Origin of the sequence: Mesorhizobium sp. WSM4983, assembly GCF_029625765.1 — a bacterium.
Taxonomy (GTDB): Bacteria; Pseudomonadota; Alphaproteobacteria; order Rhizobiales; family Rhizobiaceae; genus Mesorhizobium.
This window is the reverse complement of sequence record NZ_JARTVM010000002.1, coordinates 441,628-458,820: the sequence shown is the minus strand read 5'-3', so window position 1 is coordinate 458,820 and position 17,193 is coordinate 441,628. Positions and strand designations below refer to the sequence as shown.

General features: G+C 63.0%; 13 protein-coding genes. 8 read left to right on the top strand and 5 right to left on the bottom strand.

The features are described from left to right. The first annotated feature begins 19 nt into the window (after positions 1–19). The 3 genes from P9254_RS09460 to P9254_RS09450 are packed head-to-tail and all read left to right on the top strand — an operon-like array spanning position 20 to position 2,639. Positions 20–634 (top strand): shikimate kinase, encoded by a 615-nt coding sequence (locus P9254_RS09460; protein ID WP_127217381.1) that lies wholly within the window; start codon positions 20–22, stop codon positions 632–634. Next, positions 631–1,752 carry a 3-dehydroquinate synthase gene (gene aroB / locus P9254_RS09455; protein WP_067319186.1) on the top strand — a complete coding sequence of 374 codons (1,122 nt, stop codon included), beginning with the start codon at positions 631–633 and terminating at the stop codon, positions 1,750–1,752. Before P9254_RS09460 ends, aroB begins: the two co-directional genes overlap by 4 nt. After that, entirely contained in the window at positions 1,749–2,639 is an 891-nt protein-coding gene (locus P9254_RS09450; protein ID WP_278053317.1) for an HlyC/CorC family transporter, read from the top strand. Before aroB ends, P9254_RS09450 begins: the two co-directional genes overlap by 4 nt. Positions 2,640–2,699: 60 nt before the next feature. Here P9254_RS09450 and P9254_RS09445 read toward each other — a convergent pair whose 3' ends face one another. Genes P9254_RS09445 through P9254_RS09435 form a run of 3 tightly spaced genes read right to left on the bottom strand, consistent with a single transcriptional unit; the run spans position 2,700 to position 7,552 of the window. Further along, the gene (locus P9254_RS09445) at positions 2,700–4,244 is read right to left on the bottom strand and encodes a SpoVR family protein (RefSeq protein WP_095824001.1); all 1,545 of its coding nucleotides are present in this window, start codon (positions 4,242–4,244) and stop codon (positions 2,700–2,702) included. A gap of 27 nt (positions 4,245–4,271) precedes the next feature. Then, the gene (locus tag P9254_RS09440; RefSeq protein WP_278053315.1) at positions 4,272–5,582 is read right to left on the bottom strand and encodes a YeaH/YhbH family protein; all 1,311 of its coding nucleotides are present in this window, start codon (positions 5,580–5,582) and stop codon (positions 4,272–4,274) included. A 20-nt stretch (positions 5,583–5,602) separates the two neighbouring features. After that, positions 5,603–7,552, bottom strand: a complete 1,950-nt coding sequence (locus tag P9254_RS09435; RefSeq protein WP_066990342.1) for a PrkA family serine protein kinase — start codon at positions 7,550–7,552, stop codon at positions 5,603–5,605. Positions 7,553–8,572: 1,020 nt separating this feature from the next. On the opposite strand from P9254_RS09435, the gene P9254_RS09430 reads away from it, so the two are divergent. Next, the gene (locus tag P9254_RS09430) at positions 8,573–10,126 is read left to right on the top strand and encodes an acetolactate synthase large subunit (RefSeq protein WP_278053313.1); all 1,554 of its coding nucleotides are present in this window, start codon (positions 8,573–8,575) and stop codon (positions 10,124–10,126) included. 21 nt (positions 10,127–10,147) lie between these two features. On the opposite strand, the gene P9254_RS09425 is transcribed toward P9254_RS09430, so the two are convergent. Continuing rightward, positions 10,148–10,450: a BolA family protein gene (locus P9254_RS09425; RefSeq protein WP_278053312.1), complete on the bottom strand. Its 303-nt coding sequence runs from the start codon at positions 10,448–10,450 to the stop codon at positions 10,148–10,150. Between the two features lie 145 nt (positions 10,451–10,595). Here P9254_RS09425 and P9254_RS09420 point away from each other — a divergent pair, with 145 nt between their 5' ends. The 4 genes from P9254_RS09420 (at position 10,596) to P9254_RS09405 (ending at position 15,290) form a co-directional block, all read left to right on the top strand. Beyond that, positions 10,596–11,210 (top strand): J domain-containing protein, encoded by a 615-nt coding sequence (locus P9254_RS09420; RefSeq protein ID WP_066990335.1) that lies wholly within the window; start codon positions 10,596–10,598, stop codon positions 11,208–11,210. Positions 11,211–11,332: 122 nt separating this feature from the next. After that, positions 11,333–12,319, top strand: a complete 987-nt coding sequence (gene cobS, locus P9254_RS09415; protein ID WP_066990333.1) for a cobaltochelatase subunit CobS — start codon at positions 11,333–11,335, stop codon at positions 12,317–12,319. A 53-nt stretch (positions 12,320–12,372) separates the two neighbouring features. Beyond that, positions 12,373–14,271 (top strand): cobaltochelatase subunit CobT, encoded by a 1,899-nt coding sequence (gene cobT / locus P9254_RS09410; RefSeq protein WP_278053310.1) that lies wholly within the window; start codon positions 12,373–12,375, stop codon positions 14,269–14,271. Then, positions 14,268–15,290 (top strand): esterase-like activity of phytase family protein, encoded by a 1,023-nt coding sequence (locus P9254_RS09405; RefSeq protein ID WP_278053309.1) that lies wholly within the window; start codon positions 14,268–14,270, stop codon positions 15,288–15,290. The genes cobT and P9254_RS09405 overlap by 4 nt, the downstream gene beginning before the upstream one ends. 67 nt (positions 15,291–15,357) lie before the next feature. Here the strand turns inward: P9254_RS09405 and P9254_RS09400 are convergent, their stop codons facing one another. Further along, positions 15,358–17,136: a GtrA family protein gene (locus P9254_RS09400; RefSeq protein WP_278053307.1), complete on the bottom strand. Its 1,779-nt coding sequence runs from the start codon at positions 17,134–17,136 to the stop codon at positions 15,358–15,360. Between the last annotated feature and the right edge of the window lie 57 nt (positions 17,137–17,193).

Here is a 17,193-nt window from a genome sequence, read left to right as displayed (position 1 = left end):
GGCGCAAAGAGGGTTCCGCATGAACGCGCTGCCAGCAAATCCGCCGGACGAAGGCCGTGTCGCGCTGCTCGAGCGGCTCGGCAGCCGCTCGATCGTCTTCGTCGGCCTGATGGGCGCCGGCAAGACCGCAATCGGCCGCAAGGTGGCGACAATGCTTTCCCTGCCCTTCATCGACAGCGACCAGGAGATCGAGAGCGTATCGCGCATGACCGTGCCGGAGCTGTTCGAGCGTTACGGCGAACCTGAGTTCCGGGCGCTGGAGCAGCGGGTCATCTTGCGTCTGCTCGAAAACGGCCCGCAGGTGCTTTCGACCGGCGGCGGCGCCTTCATGAACGCGCAGACGCGCGAGGCGATCGATGCGCATGGCGTCTCGGTCTGGCTGAAGGCCGATCTCGATCTCCTGATGGAGCGGGTTTCGAAGAAGCAGAACCGGCCGCTGTTGAAGAATCCGGATCCGCGCGGCGTGCTGGAGAAGCTGATGGGCGAGCGCTACCCGGTCTATGCCACCGCCGACCTCACGGTTTCGACCCGCGACGACCGCAAGGAAGTCATCGCCAGCGAGGTGGTATGCGCGCTTTGCGCTTACCTTGGGATCGCGCCAATCGCCACCAGTGACGACGAGGTGGAGCCTTGAGCCATAGCGAACCGGTGAAGGTCGAGGTCGGACTCGGCGACCGTGCCTATGACATACTTATCGGGCCCGGCCTGCTTTCCGGCTCAGGAACCGAAATCGCAGGCCGCCTTCCCGGCACGCGTGCGGCCATCGTCACCGACGAGAACGTCGCCGCAGCGCATCTCGAAACGCTGCAGGCCGGCCTGGAAAAAGGCGGCATCGAGGCCGCCGTCATCACCCTGCCGGCCGGTGAAAAGACCAAGAGCTTCACCCACCTCGAAGAGGTCGTCGACGGCGTGCTCGCCGCCAAGCTCGAACGGCGCGATGTCGTCGTGGCACTTGGCGGCGGCGTCATCGGCGATCTTGCCGGCTTCGCCGCCGGCATCGTGCGGCGCGGGATGAACTTCGTGCAGGTGCCGACATCGCTGCTGGCGCAGGTCGATTCTTCCGTCGGCGGCAAGACGGGCATCAACAGCGCGCGCGGCAAGAACCTGGTCGGGGTCTTCAACCAGCCAAAACTGGTGCTTGCCGACACCGGTGTGCTCGACACTTTGCCGATCCGCGAATTCCGCGCCGGCTATGCCGAACTCGCCAAATACGGGCTAATCGACCGTCCCGGCTTCTTCGCCTGGCTGGAGGAGAACTGGCAAAAGGTGTTCGCCGGCGGCCCGGAGCGGACCGAAGCCATCGCCGAGGCTTGCCGCGCCAAGGCCGATGTGGTCGCCCGCGACGAGTTCGAGACCGGCGACCGCGCGCTGCTCAATCTCGGCCACACATTCGGCCATGCGCTCGAAGCCGCCACGAATTATGACGGTGCCCGTCTCGTCCATGGGGAGGGGGTCGCGATCGGCATGGCGCTGGCGCACCGCTTCTCGGCGCGCCTCAATCTGGCGAGCCCGGACGACGCGGAGCGTGTCGAGGCGCATCTTCGCGCCGTCGGCCTGCCCTGGCGGATGGCCGACATAGCGGGCCAACTGCCGGATGCCGAGACGCTGCTTGGCTTCATCACCCAGGACAAGAAGGTGTCGCGCGGCGCGCTTACCTTCATCCTAACGCGCGGCGTCGGCCAGGCCTTTATCGCCAAGGACGTGCCGCCCTCCGAAGTGCTGTCCTTCCTCAAGGCGAGCCATCCCGGATGATCGACTTCGGCTGGATCGCCGCAGCCGTCCTTGCCGCCGTGATCGTGCTGGCGTTTCTCTTGCGCACGCGGCTCTTCGCGGCGCTCGGCTACAGTCTGCGGCCGATCGAACCGACGGAGCCCGAGCAGGATGAGCCGGACGAGAACGGCGACGAGACCCGCCGCAGCGGGCAGGCGCGCGAGGATCGCAACCGGCTGGGCGCGCTTTTCGAACTCGAGGAGCTCGAGGTTTCGGACGTGATGGTCCACCGCACCAACATGCGCTCGGTCAACGCCGACGATCCGCCGGAAATGGTGGTGCGCGAGATTCTGCAGAGCCCGCATACCCGCATGCCGCTCTGGAAAGGCTCGCTCGACAACATCGTCGGCGTGCTGCATGCCAAGGATCTGCTGCGGGCGCTCAACGAGGTGGGCAACGACTTTTCCAAGATCGACGTGACAAAGATCGCCTCGAAGCCATGGTTCGTGCCCGACACCACCACCTTGCAGGATCAGCTCAACGCCTTCCTGCGGCGCAAGGCGCATTTCGCCATCGTCGTCGACGAGTATGGCGAGATGGAAGGGCTGGTGACGCTGGAAGACATCATCGAGGAGATCGTCGGCGAGATCGCGGACGAGCACGATGTCGACGTGCAAGGCGTCAAGCAGGAGGCCGACGGCTCGGTCGTCGTCGACGGCACGGTGGCGATTCGCGACCTCAATCGGGCGCTCGACTGGGATCTGCCGGACGAGGAGGCGACGACGATCGCCGGCCTGGTCATCCACGAGACGCAGACGATCCCAGATGAGAAGCAGGCCTTCACCTTCCACGGCAAGCGTTTCGTGGTGATGAAGCGCGACAAGAACCGCATAGCAAGGTTGAGGATCCGGCCCGCCGGCGAAGGTTAGGGTGTGCCGATCTTCAGGTGAGACCGGCCTGCAAAGGGCGGCTTCCTGCGTCTCCGGTGCTCAAAGTTCCTTGGTCGAGCGCTCGCTGAGCACGGCGCCGGTTTCGGCATCCATTGCCGCCAGGCTGACGTCATAACCCCAAAGGCTCCGGATGTGGCGCAAGGTCGCGTCGCGGCTTTCGTCCTCTAGCTGGATGCCGTCCTTGACCTTGTGCTGCAGCCGCAAATGCCGGTCTCCCAGAAGATCCACGTCGACCACCTGGATGTCGGGCCGGCTCGCCCCCACATCGTAGCTTCGGGCCAGCGCGGACCGTATCTTGCTGTAGCCGCGCTCATTATGGATCGAGGCGACCTCGTAATGCGGCTCGTCGGCGCCGTCGGCCAGCACGAAGAGCCGCCATTTCCGGATCAAAGCGGGGCTCAGATACTGGCGGATGAAGGATTCGTCACGGTGGTTGGCCCAGGCATCGAGCAAGGTGTCGCGCCAGTCGCCACGGCCGGCGATGTCCGGAAACCAATCGCGGTCCTCTGCGGTCGGCTCGGTCGAGATGCGCTGGATGTCCTGCATCATGCCGAGGCCCAGCGCATAGGGATTGATGCCGGAATAACGCGGGTCGTCATAGGCCGGCTGAAAAACCACGTTCGAATGGTTTCGCAAGATCTCGAGCATGGCGCCTTCGCTGATGCGGCCGCGATCGAAAAGCATGTTCATCAGCGTGTAGTGCACAAAGGTGGCGCAGCCTTCGTTCATCACCTGGGTTTGCCGCTGCGGGTAAAAATATTGCGCAATCACCCGTACGATCCTGATGATCTCGCGCTGCCAGGGCTCAAGCACCAGGCTGTTCTTCTCGAGGAAGTAGAGCAGGTTCTCCTCGGGCAGATTGAGCGATTTCTTCCGCTCGGCCAAGCTTTCATCTCCTGCCTCCGGCTTGTTCTTGTCCTGCGCGGTCGGCAGTGTGCGCCACAGATCATTGTAGGAACGCTCCTCATATTCGAGGCGCTCGCGAAGGCCTTCGCGCTGCTGTTCCGACGACAGCTTCGGCGGCCGATGGTAGCGGAACACGCCTTGCTCCATCAGCGCGTGGGCGGCATCGAGCACCGCCTCGACGGCCTGCAGTCCGTGCCGTTCCTCGCATCGGGCGATGTAGCCCTTGGCGAAGTCCAGATAGCTCAGGATGCCTCCGGCGTCCGTCCATTGCCGGAAGAGATGATTGTTTTTGAAGAAATGGTTGTGGCCAAGCGCGGCATGGGCGGTCACCAGGGCCTGCAAGGCCATGGTGTTTTCTTCCATGAGGTAGACGATGCAAGGGTTGGAGTTGATGACCAGTTCATAGGCCAGACCGCGCGCGCCCTTGCGGTAGAGAAGCTCGTTGTAGAGGAAATGCTTGCCGAACGACCAATGCCGATACATCAGCGGCATGCCGACCGAGGAATAGGCGTCGAGCATCTGCTCGGAGGAAATCACCTCCATCTGCACCGGATAGATGTCGAGGTGAAGCTCTTCGATCCCGATCGCCTCGATCTCGTCGTAGACCCGAGACAGTTTCGCAAAATCCCAGTCCGACCCGGAAAATAACAGTTCGGATTTGCGCGCCTGATTGACCATCGGCCTATGTCCCATCCGCCCGCGTTCTCACGCGCTCTTGCGCAGACTAGGCTGCCTTGCGAAGAGCTCGCGAAAAACCGGATAGATATCGGCGGGAGCCGCGATGCGCCTCATCTGGAAATTCGGCCACTTTCCGTCGACCGCGTTGTAGGCGCGCCAGAGCGACGTTCCGTTCTCGGTGGAGCCGAAAATGTGGCTTTCGCGTTCGTCGATGATTTCCACATAGGCGAAATACTGGCACAGACGCATGAGCTTGCGGTCGAGGAGTTCTATGCAGCGCTCGGAATCGGTGGCGAAGTTGTCGCCGTCGGAAGCCTGAGCGGCATAGATATTCCATTCCGCGACCGGATAGCGCTGCTCTATGATGCGGTGCATTTCCTCGAGCGCCGTCGAGACGACGGTACCGCCGCTCTCGGTGTGGTAGAAGAAGGTGTGCTCATCCACCTCCTTGGCCTCATGGGTGTGGCGGATGAAAACGATGTCCGTCCTTTCGTAGCGCCGCGTCAGGAACAGATGCAGCAGCACGAAAAACCGTTTGGCCAGATCCTTCTCGCGCTCTCCCATCGATCCCGACACGTCCATCAGGCAAAACATGACGGCGCTGGCATTCGGCACCGGTTGGGGGTCGAAGCGGTTGAACCGAATGTCGACCGGATCGACATAGGCGATCCGCCTGCGCCGGCGTTCAAGCCGATCAACTTCCTCGCGCAGAGCAGCGATGCGTTCGCGCGTTGCCTCGGTTGGCGGCTTCGCTTCCAACTCGGCGATCTGCGTTGAGATGGCGTCCAGCTCCGCCTGCTTGGGACGCCTGAGCGCGATGCGGCGGCCGTGGCTGTTTCGCATGGTGCGTCCGACATTGACGTTGGTCGGCGCCCCGCTTGCCGTGAAGCCCGCCCGTCTTGGCTTGAAGCTCAGTATCTGCTTGAGATTGAGCTTGACCAGATCGGGCAGTTCGAGATCTTCGAAGAAGAGGTCGAGCACTTCCTCGCGCGACAGCACGAAGCGAAAGTCGTCCTCGGATTGCTTGGTTCCCGGCGCCGAAGAGCCAGTGCCGCCGCCGCCAGGCTTGGGTATCAGATCACCGGGACTGAACGATTTGTTGCCGGGCAGTATGTGCTGGCGCTGCCCACTATCCCTGGCGTCGCTGAAGGTCGGTTCGCTGGTGCCTTTGCGGGGCATCGGCACGGCATGCTCGCGGTCGACGTCGGCGATGCGGCCTGTCCGGACATGGTCGCGGATGCTGCGCTTGAGCTCTTCCCGGGCGCGCTTGAGGAAGCGCTGGCGATTGCTCAGGCTCTTGTCCTTCGGATTCAGGCGGCGGTCGATGAAGATCGGCATGCGAACCCTTCGGGCTTTGCTCAGCCAGCCTTGTTCACGCGCATGTACCAGTCGACCAGCCGGCGCACCTGCCGCTGAGTGTAGCCGCGCTCCACCATCCGCTGCACGAATTCGTTGTGCCGCTTCTCGGTGACGCTGTCCTGCTTGGAGCCGAAGCTGATCACCGGCAACAAATCCTCGACCTGACCGAACATGCGCTTCTCGATCACTTCGCGAAGCTTTTCATAGCTCGTCCAGGACGGATTGCGGCCATGGTTGCGCGCCCGGGCGCGCAAGGTGAACTTGACCACCTCGTTGCGGAAATCCTTGGGATTGGCGATGCCGGCCGGCTTTTCAACCTGCGACAATTCCTTGTCCAGGACCTCGCGATTGAGGATCTGGCCGGTATCGGGATCCTTGTAGTCCTGATCCTCGATCCAGGCATCGGCATAGGCGATGTAGCGGTCGAAAAGGTTCTGGCCGTACTCGCTGTACGATTCCAGGTAAGCCTTCTGGATCTCGTGGCCGATGAACTCGGCGTAGCGCGCTGCAAGTTCCGATTTGATGAACTCGAGGTACGCGGCTTCGGTTTCCTTCGGGAATTGCTCGCGTTTGATCGCCTCCTCGAGGATGTACATCAAGTGCACGGGATCGGCTGCGACCTCCTTGGTGTCGTAGTTGAAAGTCTGCGACAGAATCTTGAAGGCGAAGCGCGTGCTGACCCCGGTCATGCCTTCGTCGACGCCGGCGGCATCGCGATATTCCTGGACCGACTTCGCCTTCGGGTCGATCTCCTTGAGGTTCTCGCCGTCATAGGCGCGCATCTTGGTGTAGAGCGGCGAGTTCTCGTGCTCGGCAAGCCGGGTCGAGACGGTGAAACGGCTGAGGATGTCCAGCACTTCTGGCGCGCAGGGACTGTTCGCCAGATCGCTCTCGCGCAGAAGTTTCTCGTAAATCTGCCTCTCTTCGGTGATGCGAAGGCAGTACGGAACCTTGACCACGAGGATGCGGTCGAGGAAGGCCTCATTGTTCTTGTTGTTCTTGAATTGCTGCCATTCCGATTCGTTGGAATGGGCAACGACGATGCCCTGATAGGGGAAGGAGCCGAAATTCTCGGTGCCGTTGTAGCTGCCTTCCTGGGTTGCCGTCAGCAACGGGTGCAGGACCTTGATTGGCGCCTTGAACATCTCGACGAACTCGAGCAGGCCCTGCGTCGTCCGGTTCAAGCCGCCGCTGTAGGAGTAGGCATCCGGATCGGATTGGCTGAAATGTTCCAACTGCCTGATGTCGACCTTGCCGACCAGAGCCGAGACATCCTGGTTGTTCTCGTCGCCGGGCTCAGTCTTGGCGATGGCGATCTGACGCAGACGCGATGGCGACAGCTTGACCACGCTGAATTTGGAAATGTCGCCGGACAGTTCGTCGAGCCGTTTGGCCGCCCAAGGCGAGATGAGCCCATTCAGGCGGCGGCGGGCTATCCCGTATTTGTCTTCCAGCAGATCGCCCATCCGATCGGGATGGAAAAGGCCAAGCGGCGATTCGAATATAGGGCTGATCTGGTTGCCGACCTTCAGCGTGTAGATCGGGCGCTGTTCCATAAGCTTCTTCAGCCGTTCGGCAAGCGAGGACTTGCCGCCGCCGACCGGCCCGAGCAGGTAAAGGATCTGCTTGCGCTCCTCGAGACCCTGCGAGGCATAACGGAAATATCCGGCGATGCGCTCGATCGTATCCTCCATTCCGTAGAAATCGGAGAAGGAGGGGTACACCTTGATGGTCCGGTTCGAGAAGATGCGCCCGAGCCGCTCATCCTTGCTGGTGTCGACCAGATTGGGCTCGCCGATGGCCTCGACCATTCGTTCGGGCGCCGAGGCATACATGGATTTGTCTTCGCGGCAGCCAAGCAGATACTGCTGGAGGCTCATCTCTTCCTGGGCCGCGTTGGAATATATCTCCGAAAACAGATCGAAGACGTCGGATTGGTTCTCTCGCATGATATTCTGCCCTCAGAGCCGCTCTGGTTGCCAGTCGGCCAGTCGGCTCGTCTCGTATTCAACTGCCGGAAAGCATTGTGGTTCCCTCATATGAGAGAGAGCGCCTGCAATCGGGCATTGACGACTCACAGCACCCGATGCGGACGGAATGCTCACCCATGATGATTAGGTGGTGATGGCCGGGAGAGCTTCAAGGAAAATCTTAGGTTTTCCACTCACATGTCGTGGTCGGGAACGTAGAGGCAGAAGGAATGCTGAGAATTCGCGTCGCCTCCGGGCTTACACTCGTGAAAGAACTCGTCACGCGAACGCCTGATCCGACGATCGGAGTAGGGAATGAGCTCTCCGGTGGAGAGCTGGTACCCATATTTCGTTTCCTTCACGTCGGCCGCGGGTGCTTGGTAGCAGTCCATTCCCGAGCAGCATGAGCTGTCATACTGCCAGCCCGTGGGCGCCTGATGGGCAGCCGCCGGAGCCGAAAGGAATAGCGCCAGCGCAATTGCCGGAAACAGGCGCAGAGGTTCCGAACGGCTTGTGCGCCGATTGGGCGGCGCGGATGCAGGTCGATACGTCTTCCTCATTGGTGGTCACCGTTCGGAAGCGTCGGCCGAGGGCATCGGTCCTTCGGTCCGACTAGCAATCCGCCCAGCAAGGACGAGGCCAGGGCCGGGCCTGCATCAAACCGCCAGATCAGGCAAATGTTCCATGGTGCTTCCCCGGGCGGCGGAGCGCGCCGGCCCATGCAACCGCGGCCCACGATCGCGCGGCCCGGCTACGGGCAGGGGAACCAAAGTCGCCCTATTCGACGGCGGCGCCTATTGGCATATGGCGATTCAACCACCGCTTCGGGGAGAACGGCGATGCGCTGACTGCCGCCGTCATGGCTTTCCTGAAGGCGAGGGTCGCCTGAACGCGCCGGCACTCCTGAAACTGGATCACGTCAAAGTCGTTGACCGGACATTGCGGCATGAACACTTGTCGGCTCAATTGTCCGGGGACAATCGGACGAGAGGGAACGCGATGAATGGCGCCGATGTGCTTTGCGATGTGCTGCTGGCGAATGGCGTGAATGTCTGCTTTGCCAATCCCGGTACCTCGGAAATGCACTTCGTCGCCGCGCTCGACCGCAAGCCGGAGATGCGCTGCGTGCTCGGTCTTGCCGAGGGTGTGGTGACGGGTGCCGCCGACGGCTACGCCAGGATGACCGACCGCCCGGCCGCGACGCTGCTCCACACCGGCCCCGGATTGGCCAATGGCCTGGCCAACATCCACAATGCCCGGCGCGCCCGCGTGCCGATGATCAACATCGTCGGCGACCATGCCTCCTATCACCTGCCGCTCGACGCGCCGCTCACCAGCGACATTGAAGGTCTCGCCGCGCCGATGTCGAACTGGGTCCGCCGCATCGCCGGTCCGGCCGACGTCGCGCCGGCCGCGCAGGCGGCTTTTCGCGCTTCGCTGACGCCTCCCGGCATCGCTACGCTGATCCTGCCGGCGGATGCGGCGTGGGGAGAGGCCAGTCCGCTCCTGTCGGCCAAGGTAGAGCTTGCGGCGCCGCCTTCGGTCGATGCAGCTATCGTGCGCAAGATTGCCGGAGCCATTCGCGTCGCGCCCGGTCGCGTCGGCATGATCCTGCGTGGGCCGGCCGCGCGTGAGGATGCCTTGGAAATCGCCGGACAGATATCGGCGGTTTCGGATGTCCGGCTGTTCAGCGACGTTCTGATCGCCCGGATGCAGCGCGGCCGGGGCCGCGTTGCGCCTACCCGCGTTCCATATCCGATCGACGCCGCGCGCACCCTCCTTGCCGACATCGATCTCCTGATCCTCGTCGGAGCCAGGGAACCGGTGGCGTTCTTTGCCTATCCGGGAAAGCCGGGCCGGCTTGTGAGCGAAGACTGTGAAGTGATGTCGTTGGCCGAGCATGGCGAGAATTTGAAGGCGGCACTCGCTGCGCTTCGCGACGAACTGGGCATCAAACCGTCGCAGCCGGTGCCCGTCGCCACGGCCTTTCCCAATGAGCCGGCCCCGCGCGGCAAGCTGACGGACGACGCGGTTGCACTTTCGGTAGCCCGGAAGCTGCCGGAGAATGCGATCGTCTGCGACGAGGCCGTCACCTCGGCGCGGCGCTATTTTGCGCTCTCGGCCTTTGCCGCCCCGCACGATTACATGATGGGCACAGGCGGATCGATCGGCGGCGGCATTCCAATGGCGACTGGCGCGGCCATCGCCTGTCCTGGCCGCAAGGTGCTGAATCTGGAGGCGGACGGCAGCGGCATGTACACGGTGCAGGGATTATGGACCCAGTCGCGGGAAAAGCTCGACGTGGTGACGATCGTCTTTTCCAACCGGACCTACGCCATCCTGCACGGCGAGATGCGCAATGTCGGGGTGAACGCGATCGGCGAGAATGCTAGGCGAATGCTCGACCTTGATCAGCCGGCTCTGGACTGGGTTTCGCTGGCAGCCGGCATGGGGGTGGAAGCAGCCCGCGCCGACACATGCGAGCGCTTCGACGCGCTGCTCGACAGCGCGCTGTCGCGTCCGGGGCCGTTCCTCATCGAAGCGGTGATCTGAGCGGCCCCCGGCCCGCCGAGCTTACCAGCGTGTCTTCTCACCAGGTGCTGCAGGCTCAATCGCCAGCGCGTGCACGCCGGCCTTCAATTCGTCGGCAAGGAGGCGATTGATGGCGCGGTGGCGCTCGATGCGGTTCATCCCGGCAAAATTCTGCGAGACGATACGGACGCGGAAATGGGTCTCGCCGGTGCCGTCGAAGACGGCCTCGTGGCCGTGCTCGACGTGGTGATGGCCGGCGTGAAGATGGCTTTCGTTGATGACAGTGAGCCTTTCCGGCGAAAATGCCGCCTTCAGCTTGTTTTCCATCGTCGACTGTATGGACATCGGGGCTTCCCTTCACCACATCTGCGGTACCGCCGCAAAATCTGTGCTTTCGACCGCTTTAGGCCGCGATTCAGCGGTTAGGGCGATCATCGGCGAAATGTCAATTCTTGTTTCGCGGTAGCGAACAGCCCATAAATGGGTAAGGATGAAACCGTATCCCAAATATTTCGAGAAAATTCGCATCCGGCCGGAAAAGGACGCGGAGCTGAAGTCGCGCGCGCCGATCTGCCAGTGGGACGGTTGCAGCGAGGCCGGTACGCATCGCGCGCCGGTCGGGCGCCTGAAGGAGGGCGAGTATTTCCGCTTCTGCTTTGAGCATGTGCGCGAATACAACAAGAGCTTCAACTACTTCTCGGGCGTGTCGGACAGCGAGATCGCCCGCTTCCAGAAAGAGGCGCTGACCGGACACCGGCCAACCTGGCGCATGGGCGCCAATGGCGGCGGCATGCGTTCGGCGCCAGACTTCGCGCAGCAGCGCTCCGGGCGTGCAGGCTACTACAACCGCATGCGCGATCCCTTCAATCTGTTCGGCGGCGGAACGCGCGAAGTGCGCGAGCGCAAGGCAAAGCCGCTTGAGGCCAAGGCGCTGGAAACGCTTGGCCTTGATACAAAGGCGACTGGCAAGGATATCAAGGCACGCTATAAGGAACTCGTAAAGCGCCACCATCCGGATGCGAATGGCGGCGACAGAGGTTCGGAAGACCGGTTCCGCGATGTGCTGCAGGCCTATCGCGTGCTCAAGCAAGCAGGATTGTGCTGAGCGACCCTACGGTCCATGTCGTTTTCCAACTTTCATAAGGTTGGAAAAGGCTCTAAGACCGCCCCCGAACAAAACGATTGCCGGCGAAACGCGGCGTTTCGCCCGTGGAGACGTTGATAGAGATGAACAAAGTCGATCGCGACATCGCCAACCTGCCCGATACGACGGTGCCGGTGAAGGAGAAATTCGGCTTCGACTCCAAGATGGTGGTTCCGGCCTATTCGGCGGCGACCGAGCACGTGCCCGACATCGACCCAGACTATCTGTTCGACAAGGCAACGACCTTGGCGATCCTCGCCGGCTTCGCCTACAACCGCCGCGTCATGGTGTCTGGCTATCACGGCACCGGCAAGTCCACCCATATCGAGCAGGTCGCCGCGCGCCTGAACTGGCCCTGCGTGCGTGTCAATCTCGACAGCCATGTCAGCCGCATCGATCTCGTCGGCAAGGACGCCATCGTCGTCAAGGAAGGCCTGCAGGTCACGGAATTTCGCGACGGCATCCTGCCCTGGGCCTATCAGCACAACGTCGCGCTCTGCTTCGACGAGTACGATGCCGGACGCCCGGACGTGATGTTCGTCATCCAGCGCGTGCTGGAATCGTCGGGCCGGCTGACGCTGCTCGACCAGAGCCGCGTCATACGCCCGCATCCGGCCTTCCGGCTGTTCGCCACCGCCAACACGGTGGGTCTCGGCGACACCACCGGCCTCTATCACGGCACGCAGCAGATCAACCAGGCGCAGATGGACCGCTGGTCGATCGTCACAACGCTCAACTACCTGCCGCACGACAACGAGGTGTCGATCGTGCTGGCCAAGGCCAAGCACTATCGCGACAGCAAGGGCAAAGAGATTGTCAACAAGATGGTGCGCGTAGCCGACATGACGCGCTCGGCCTTCATCAATGGCGACCTGTCGACGGTGATGAGCCCGCGCACGGTCATCACCTGGGCCGAGAACGCCGAGATCTTCGGCGACATCGGCATGGCGTTCCGGCTCACCTTCCTCAACAAATGCGACGAGCTGGAGCGTTCGGTGGTCGCCGAATTCTACCAGCGCGCCTTCGGCGAGGATCTGCCGGAGAGCGCCGCCAACGTGGTGTTGGGGTAAGGCGCGTGCCGGAAGGCTTGGCCTTTCGGACCACAACGCGCAGGGAATGATCGATGGCGGGTCCGGGCGACAACACGCGCAACAAGCCGAAGAACGGGTCTGAAGCGGACAGCTTCAAGCGCGCCGTCACCGTCTGCATGCGCGCCGTCGCCGGCGACAAGGATCTCGAGGTCGGCTTCGCCAAGGACCGGCCGGCGCTGGCCGGCAACCGCGCCAGGCTGCCCGAGCTGCCGAAGAAGGCCTCCCGCACCGACATCGCGATCACCCGCGGCATCGGCGATTCCATGGCGCTGAAGCGCGCCTGCCACGATCAGCGTATCCACAGCAAGCTGGCGCCGGAAGGCAAGCTCGCGCGGGCTATTTTCGATGCCGTCGAGCAGGCCCGCGTCGAGGCGATCGGCAGCCGCGCCATGCAGGGCGTGGCCGACAATATCGGCTCGATGCTCGAGGACAAATACGCCAGGGCAAACCTCGTCGACGTCAAGGACAAGGCCGACGCCCCGCTCGAGGAGGCGGTGGCGCTGATGGTGCGCGAAAAGCTTACCGGCCGCACCGTGCCGAAGAGCGGCGAGCGACTGGTCGATCTGTGGCGGCCCTGGGTCGAGGAAAAGGCCAGCAGCGACCTCGACGGCCTGTCGTCCAGGCTCGATGACCAGCAAGCCTTCGCCCGCATCGTGCGCGACATGCTCGTCTCCATGGAGATGGCCGAGGAACTCGGCGACGACCAGGAGACGGAAGACTCGGAGGACAACGAGGAAAACGAGCAGCAGGGCGAGGAGCAGAGCGAGGAAGGCGGCGAGGACGATTCCGGCTCCGAACAGTCGCAGTCCGAGGACGCGGAGGCTTCCGCCGACGAGGAAGAGTCGGCCGAAACGGAGGCGACCGACGCCACATCGGACGACCTTTCGGACGAGGATGATTCCGACGCCGAGACGCCAGGCGAGGCGCGCCGCAACGACAATCCCTTCCTCAACCTGCCTAAGGAAATCGACTACAAGGTCTTCACCACCGCCTTCGACGAGACGGTCGGGGCCGAGGACCTTTGCGAGGAAGAGGAGCTCGACCGGCTGCGCGCCTTCCTCGACAAGCAGCTCGCCAATCTCTCCGGCGTCGTCGGCCGCCTGGCAAACCGGCTGCAGCGGCGGCTGATGGCGCAGCAGAACCGCTCCTGGGATTTCGATCTGGAGGAGGGTTATCTCGATCCATCCAGGCTGGTGCGCGTCGTTATCGATCCGATGCAGCCGCTGTCCTTCAAGCAGGAGCGCGACACCAAGTTCCGCGACACGGTGGTGTCGCTGGTGCTCGACAATTCGGGCTCGATGCGCGGGCGGCCGATCACGGTTGCCGCGACTTGCGCCGACATCCTGGCGCGCACCCTGGAGCGCTGCGGGGTTTCGGTGGAAATCCTCGGCTTCACCACACGCGCGTGGAAAGGTGGGCAGGCACGCGAGAAGTGGCTGAAGGACGGCAAGCCGCCGAATCCGGGCCGGCTCAACGATCTGCGCCACATCATCTACAAGTCCGCCGACCATCCGTGGCGGCGCGCGCGCCGCAATCTCGGCCTGATGATGCGCGAGGGCCTGCTCAAGGAAAACATCGACGGCGAGGCGCTGCTTTGGGCGCACAACCGGCTGATCGGCCGGCCGGAACAGCGCAAGATCCTGATGATGATCTCGGACGGCGCGCCGGTCGACGATTCCACGCTCTCGGTCAACCCCGGCAACTATCTGGAGCGCCATTTGCGCGCGGTGATCGATCTCATCGAGACGCGCTCGCCGGTGGAGCTTCTAGCCATCGGCATCGGCCACGATGTCACGCGCTACTATCGCCGCGCCGTCACCATCGTCGATGCCGAAGAGCTGGCCGGCGCCATGACGGAGCAATTGGCATCGCTGTTCGGCGAGGAGAGCGCGCGCGACACGCGGCGCGGTGGCTTGAGGCGCGCCGGATGATCCTTTCGCGGGGCGGATTCCGGCGGACGGCTTTTGTTTGCGCGCTGGTCTGTTCGGCCGCCTCTCCGGTCTTCGCCGAGGGAGGCGCTGCGGTCGAGACGATCGAAGTTTCAGCGCGGCCGATCACCGAGTTCCATATCGGCCGCGACCGGAAACAGTTCGGGTCGCTCGAGTTCGTCGGCGGGCTGGAGATGACCTCGCCGTCACGCGATTTCGGCGCACTTTCGGCTTTCCGCTTCCTCAAATCAGGCAGCGATTTCATCGGCGTCACCGATACCGGCTTGTGGTTCTTCGGCACCATCACCCACGATGCCGACAAGCGCCCCTCGGGCGTGTCGAATTTCCGCATGCAGCAGATGGTCGACGCCTCGGGCCAGCCGATCGAGAAGAAGTGGGAGGTCGACGCCGAAGGCCTCGCGGTCAAGGACGGTATCGCCACCGTCGGTTTCGAGCGCGACCAGCGCGTCGTCCAGTTCAAGGTCGAGCCGGACAATATGAAGGCGCCGTTCAAGACGCTCGACTATCTGGTCCCGGCGCGGGAGCTGCGCCAGAACCGCGGCTTCGAGACGGTCACACACGCCAACCCTTACGGCCAGCACGAGGGCGGCCTGGTCGTGGTGTCGGAAAAGAGCCTCGACAAGGCCGGCAACATCTATGCCGCCATCATCGAGGGACCGAGGAAGGGCGTCTTCACCGTCAAGCGCAACGGCAATTTCGACATCACTGACGGCGCCTTCCTGCCCGATGGCGACCTGCTTCTGCTCGAACGCAGCTTCTCGATGGCGCGCGGGGTGAAGATGCGGCTGAGGCGTATCTATGGCGAGAGCATCGAGAAGGGCGCGGTCGCCGACGGCCCGGTGCTGATCGACGCCGATATGGGTTACCAGATCGACAATATGGAAGGGCTCGACGTCTGGACCCGCGACGACGGCGCGCTGATGGTGTCGCTGGTGTCGGACGACAATCAATCGATCCTGCAGCGGAACCTCTACCTGGAATTCATCCTGCACCAGGATTGAGCGGTGCTTGGTTTCGTTCAATTCGGGACGGAAAACCGCTGCGCATTTGTCCCGAAGTTGCCCGCCCTCAGCGGACTTTATAGATCTCGACCGGCTTGCTCGCCGTCGCCCTGTCCAGTTCCAGCCAATCGGGAACGTCCCGCTTCAGCAGCCTCGCGGCCAGGCCCTTGGGAGCTTGGGCGGCGAGCGAAAGCTCTTCCGAATTGCCGCGGCATATGGCGACCAGCCCGACATGCTCGCGCTCAATGATGGCGCGGGCGGCATCCGGCGTTCCCATGAAGGCGTCGAGCATGGCGAGATTGCCGCCGACATTGCGATGATAGGGGCCGGCCAACGCCCTATGGCCGGTAAACATCAAGATGGGGGAGCCGAGATTGGAGGACGCAAGCACCGTCGTTGCCGGCATGCCGGCCAGGTCGCTGAAGTCCGAGGCCTTGCCGCAGGTCAGCGCATGATCGGCATCGGAATTGATCTTTGCGGGTGCCTTTTGGACCACGGACTGCGCGGCGACGGCGACGCCGGCCCAGGTCGCATTGAGCGACACCAGCCATGCCGCCGCGATGCGGGTGGAGACGCGCCACGGCTGCGCGGCGCTTGCCTGCAGGCGAACCCCGGCGATCCAGGTCGAGAGCGGCAGCACCGCGAAGGCAACCGAGAAGGTCGAGCCGCGCACCTGCCATAGGCTGACGGCGAAAGCGACGATCAGCAGCACGGCGGTAAGGGCTTCCTCGCGGCGCAGGCGGCGGCTGCGCAGCTGAAGGCCAATCAACAGGATTGCGATGAAGGGCGTCACATAACGCGCCGCCATCAGCTTCGGCTCGTTGACGGCTACGCTGAGGAAGGGCTGCGCCTCAACGACGTCGTTCAGCCAATAGGTGCGAATGCGCTCATCCATGCCGGCATAGGGCGATGCCAGGCATTGCGGGAAGAACAGGAGCGCAACGGCCGCAATTGCAACGGCCAACGCGGACATTGAGAGGAACCGCCTCTTAGCCGTCGACTGTCCGGGTAGACCCGCAATCGCCGCGAGTCCAAAGCCCGACAGCGCCGCGATGACGAATTGGAAAGCCGAGAAGGCGTCGCACTCGGCCACGCCCCAGGCCGACGGCGGTATGGTGGCAACGAGAACCACCAAAGCTATCGCGGCAAATCCGATGCCGAAGCCGCGCACGGTCTGGCGCTCGCTTTCATCGAAGATGAAGAGCACGGCGGCGCAGGCGCCAAGTGTGGCCACATAAGGCGCCGTCTCCATGCCGACGGCAAGGGTGAGGCCTGCACACAGGCCGGACAGAAGAGCGGCTGACCGCCGGAAGGGAGCCTCCGTCATAAGCCAGAGACTGGCTGCCGTGAGCAGGAGCTGGACGTTGTGGTGGTCAAGGGTGCCAGGGTGGAAAATGCCGATAAAGAACAGCGCCGCAGTGGACAGCACCAGCGCAGGCATCGCCACGTCCGTACCGGCGAAACGCCGGGAAGCGCGCAGGATGACGAATATGGTGAGCCCATATAGGGAAAGCGGCCAGATGATCTGCGCTGCCTTTTCAGCGGCAGCCGTGCTGGCGCCTAGGGCCTGGAAGGTGAAGATGATCAGCGCGATCGGGGTGTCGACCAGCCGCGACCAATGCATGACGAAGCCGCCGGTCAGGCCCATCCTGTATTGATGAAGATCGAACCAGCCCTGTCCAGCCAAGAGGTCGCGAACTTCGACCAGCCTCAGCATGCTGTCATTGTCGGCGCCAAGGTCCGCGATCGTTGGGAAGCCGGAGATCGCATTGATCCCCAGCACGAGCAGCGTCGCGCAGAGCGCAAGCAGAAGGTCATGTTTCCAACCGGTGCCCTGGATGGTCATGTTGATGGCAATGTCCTGGATCGTTTTGGCGATCCTGCACCAATGGCCGTAACAAAG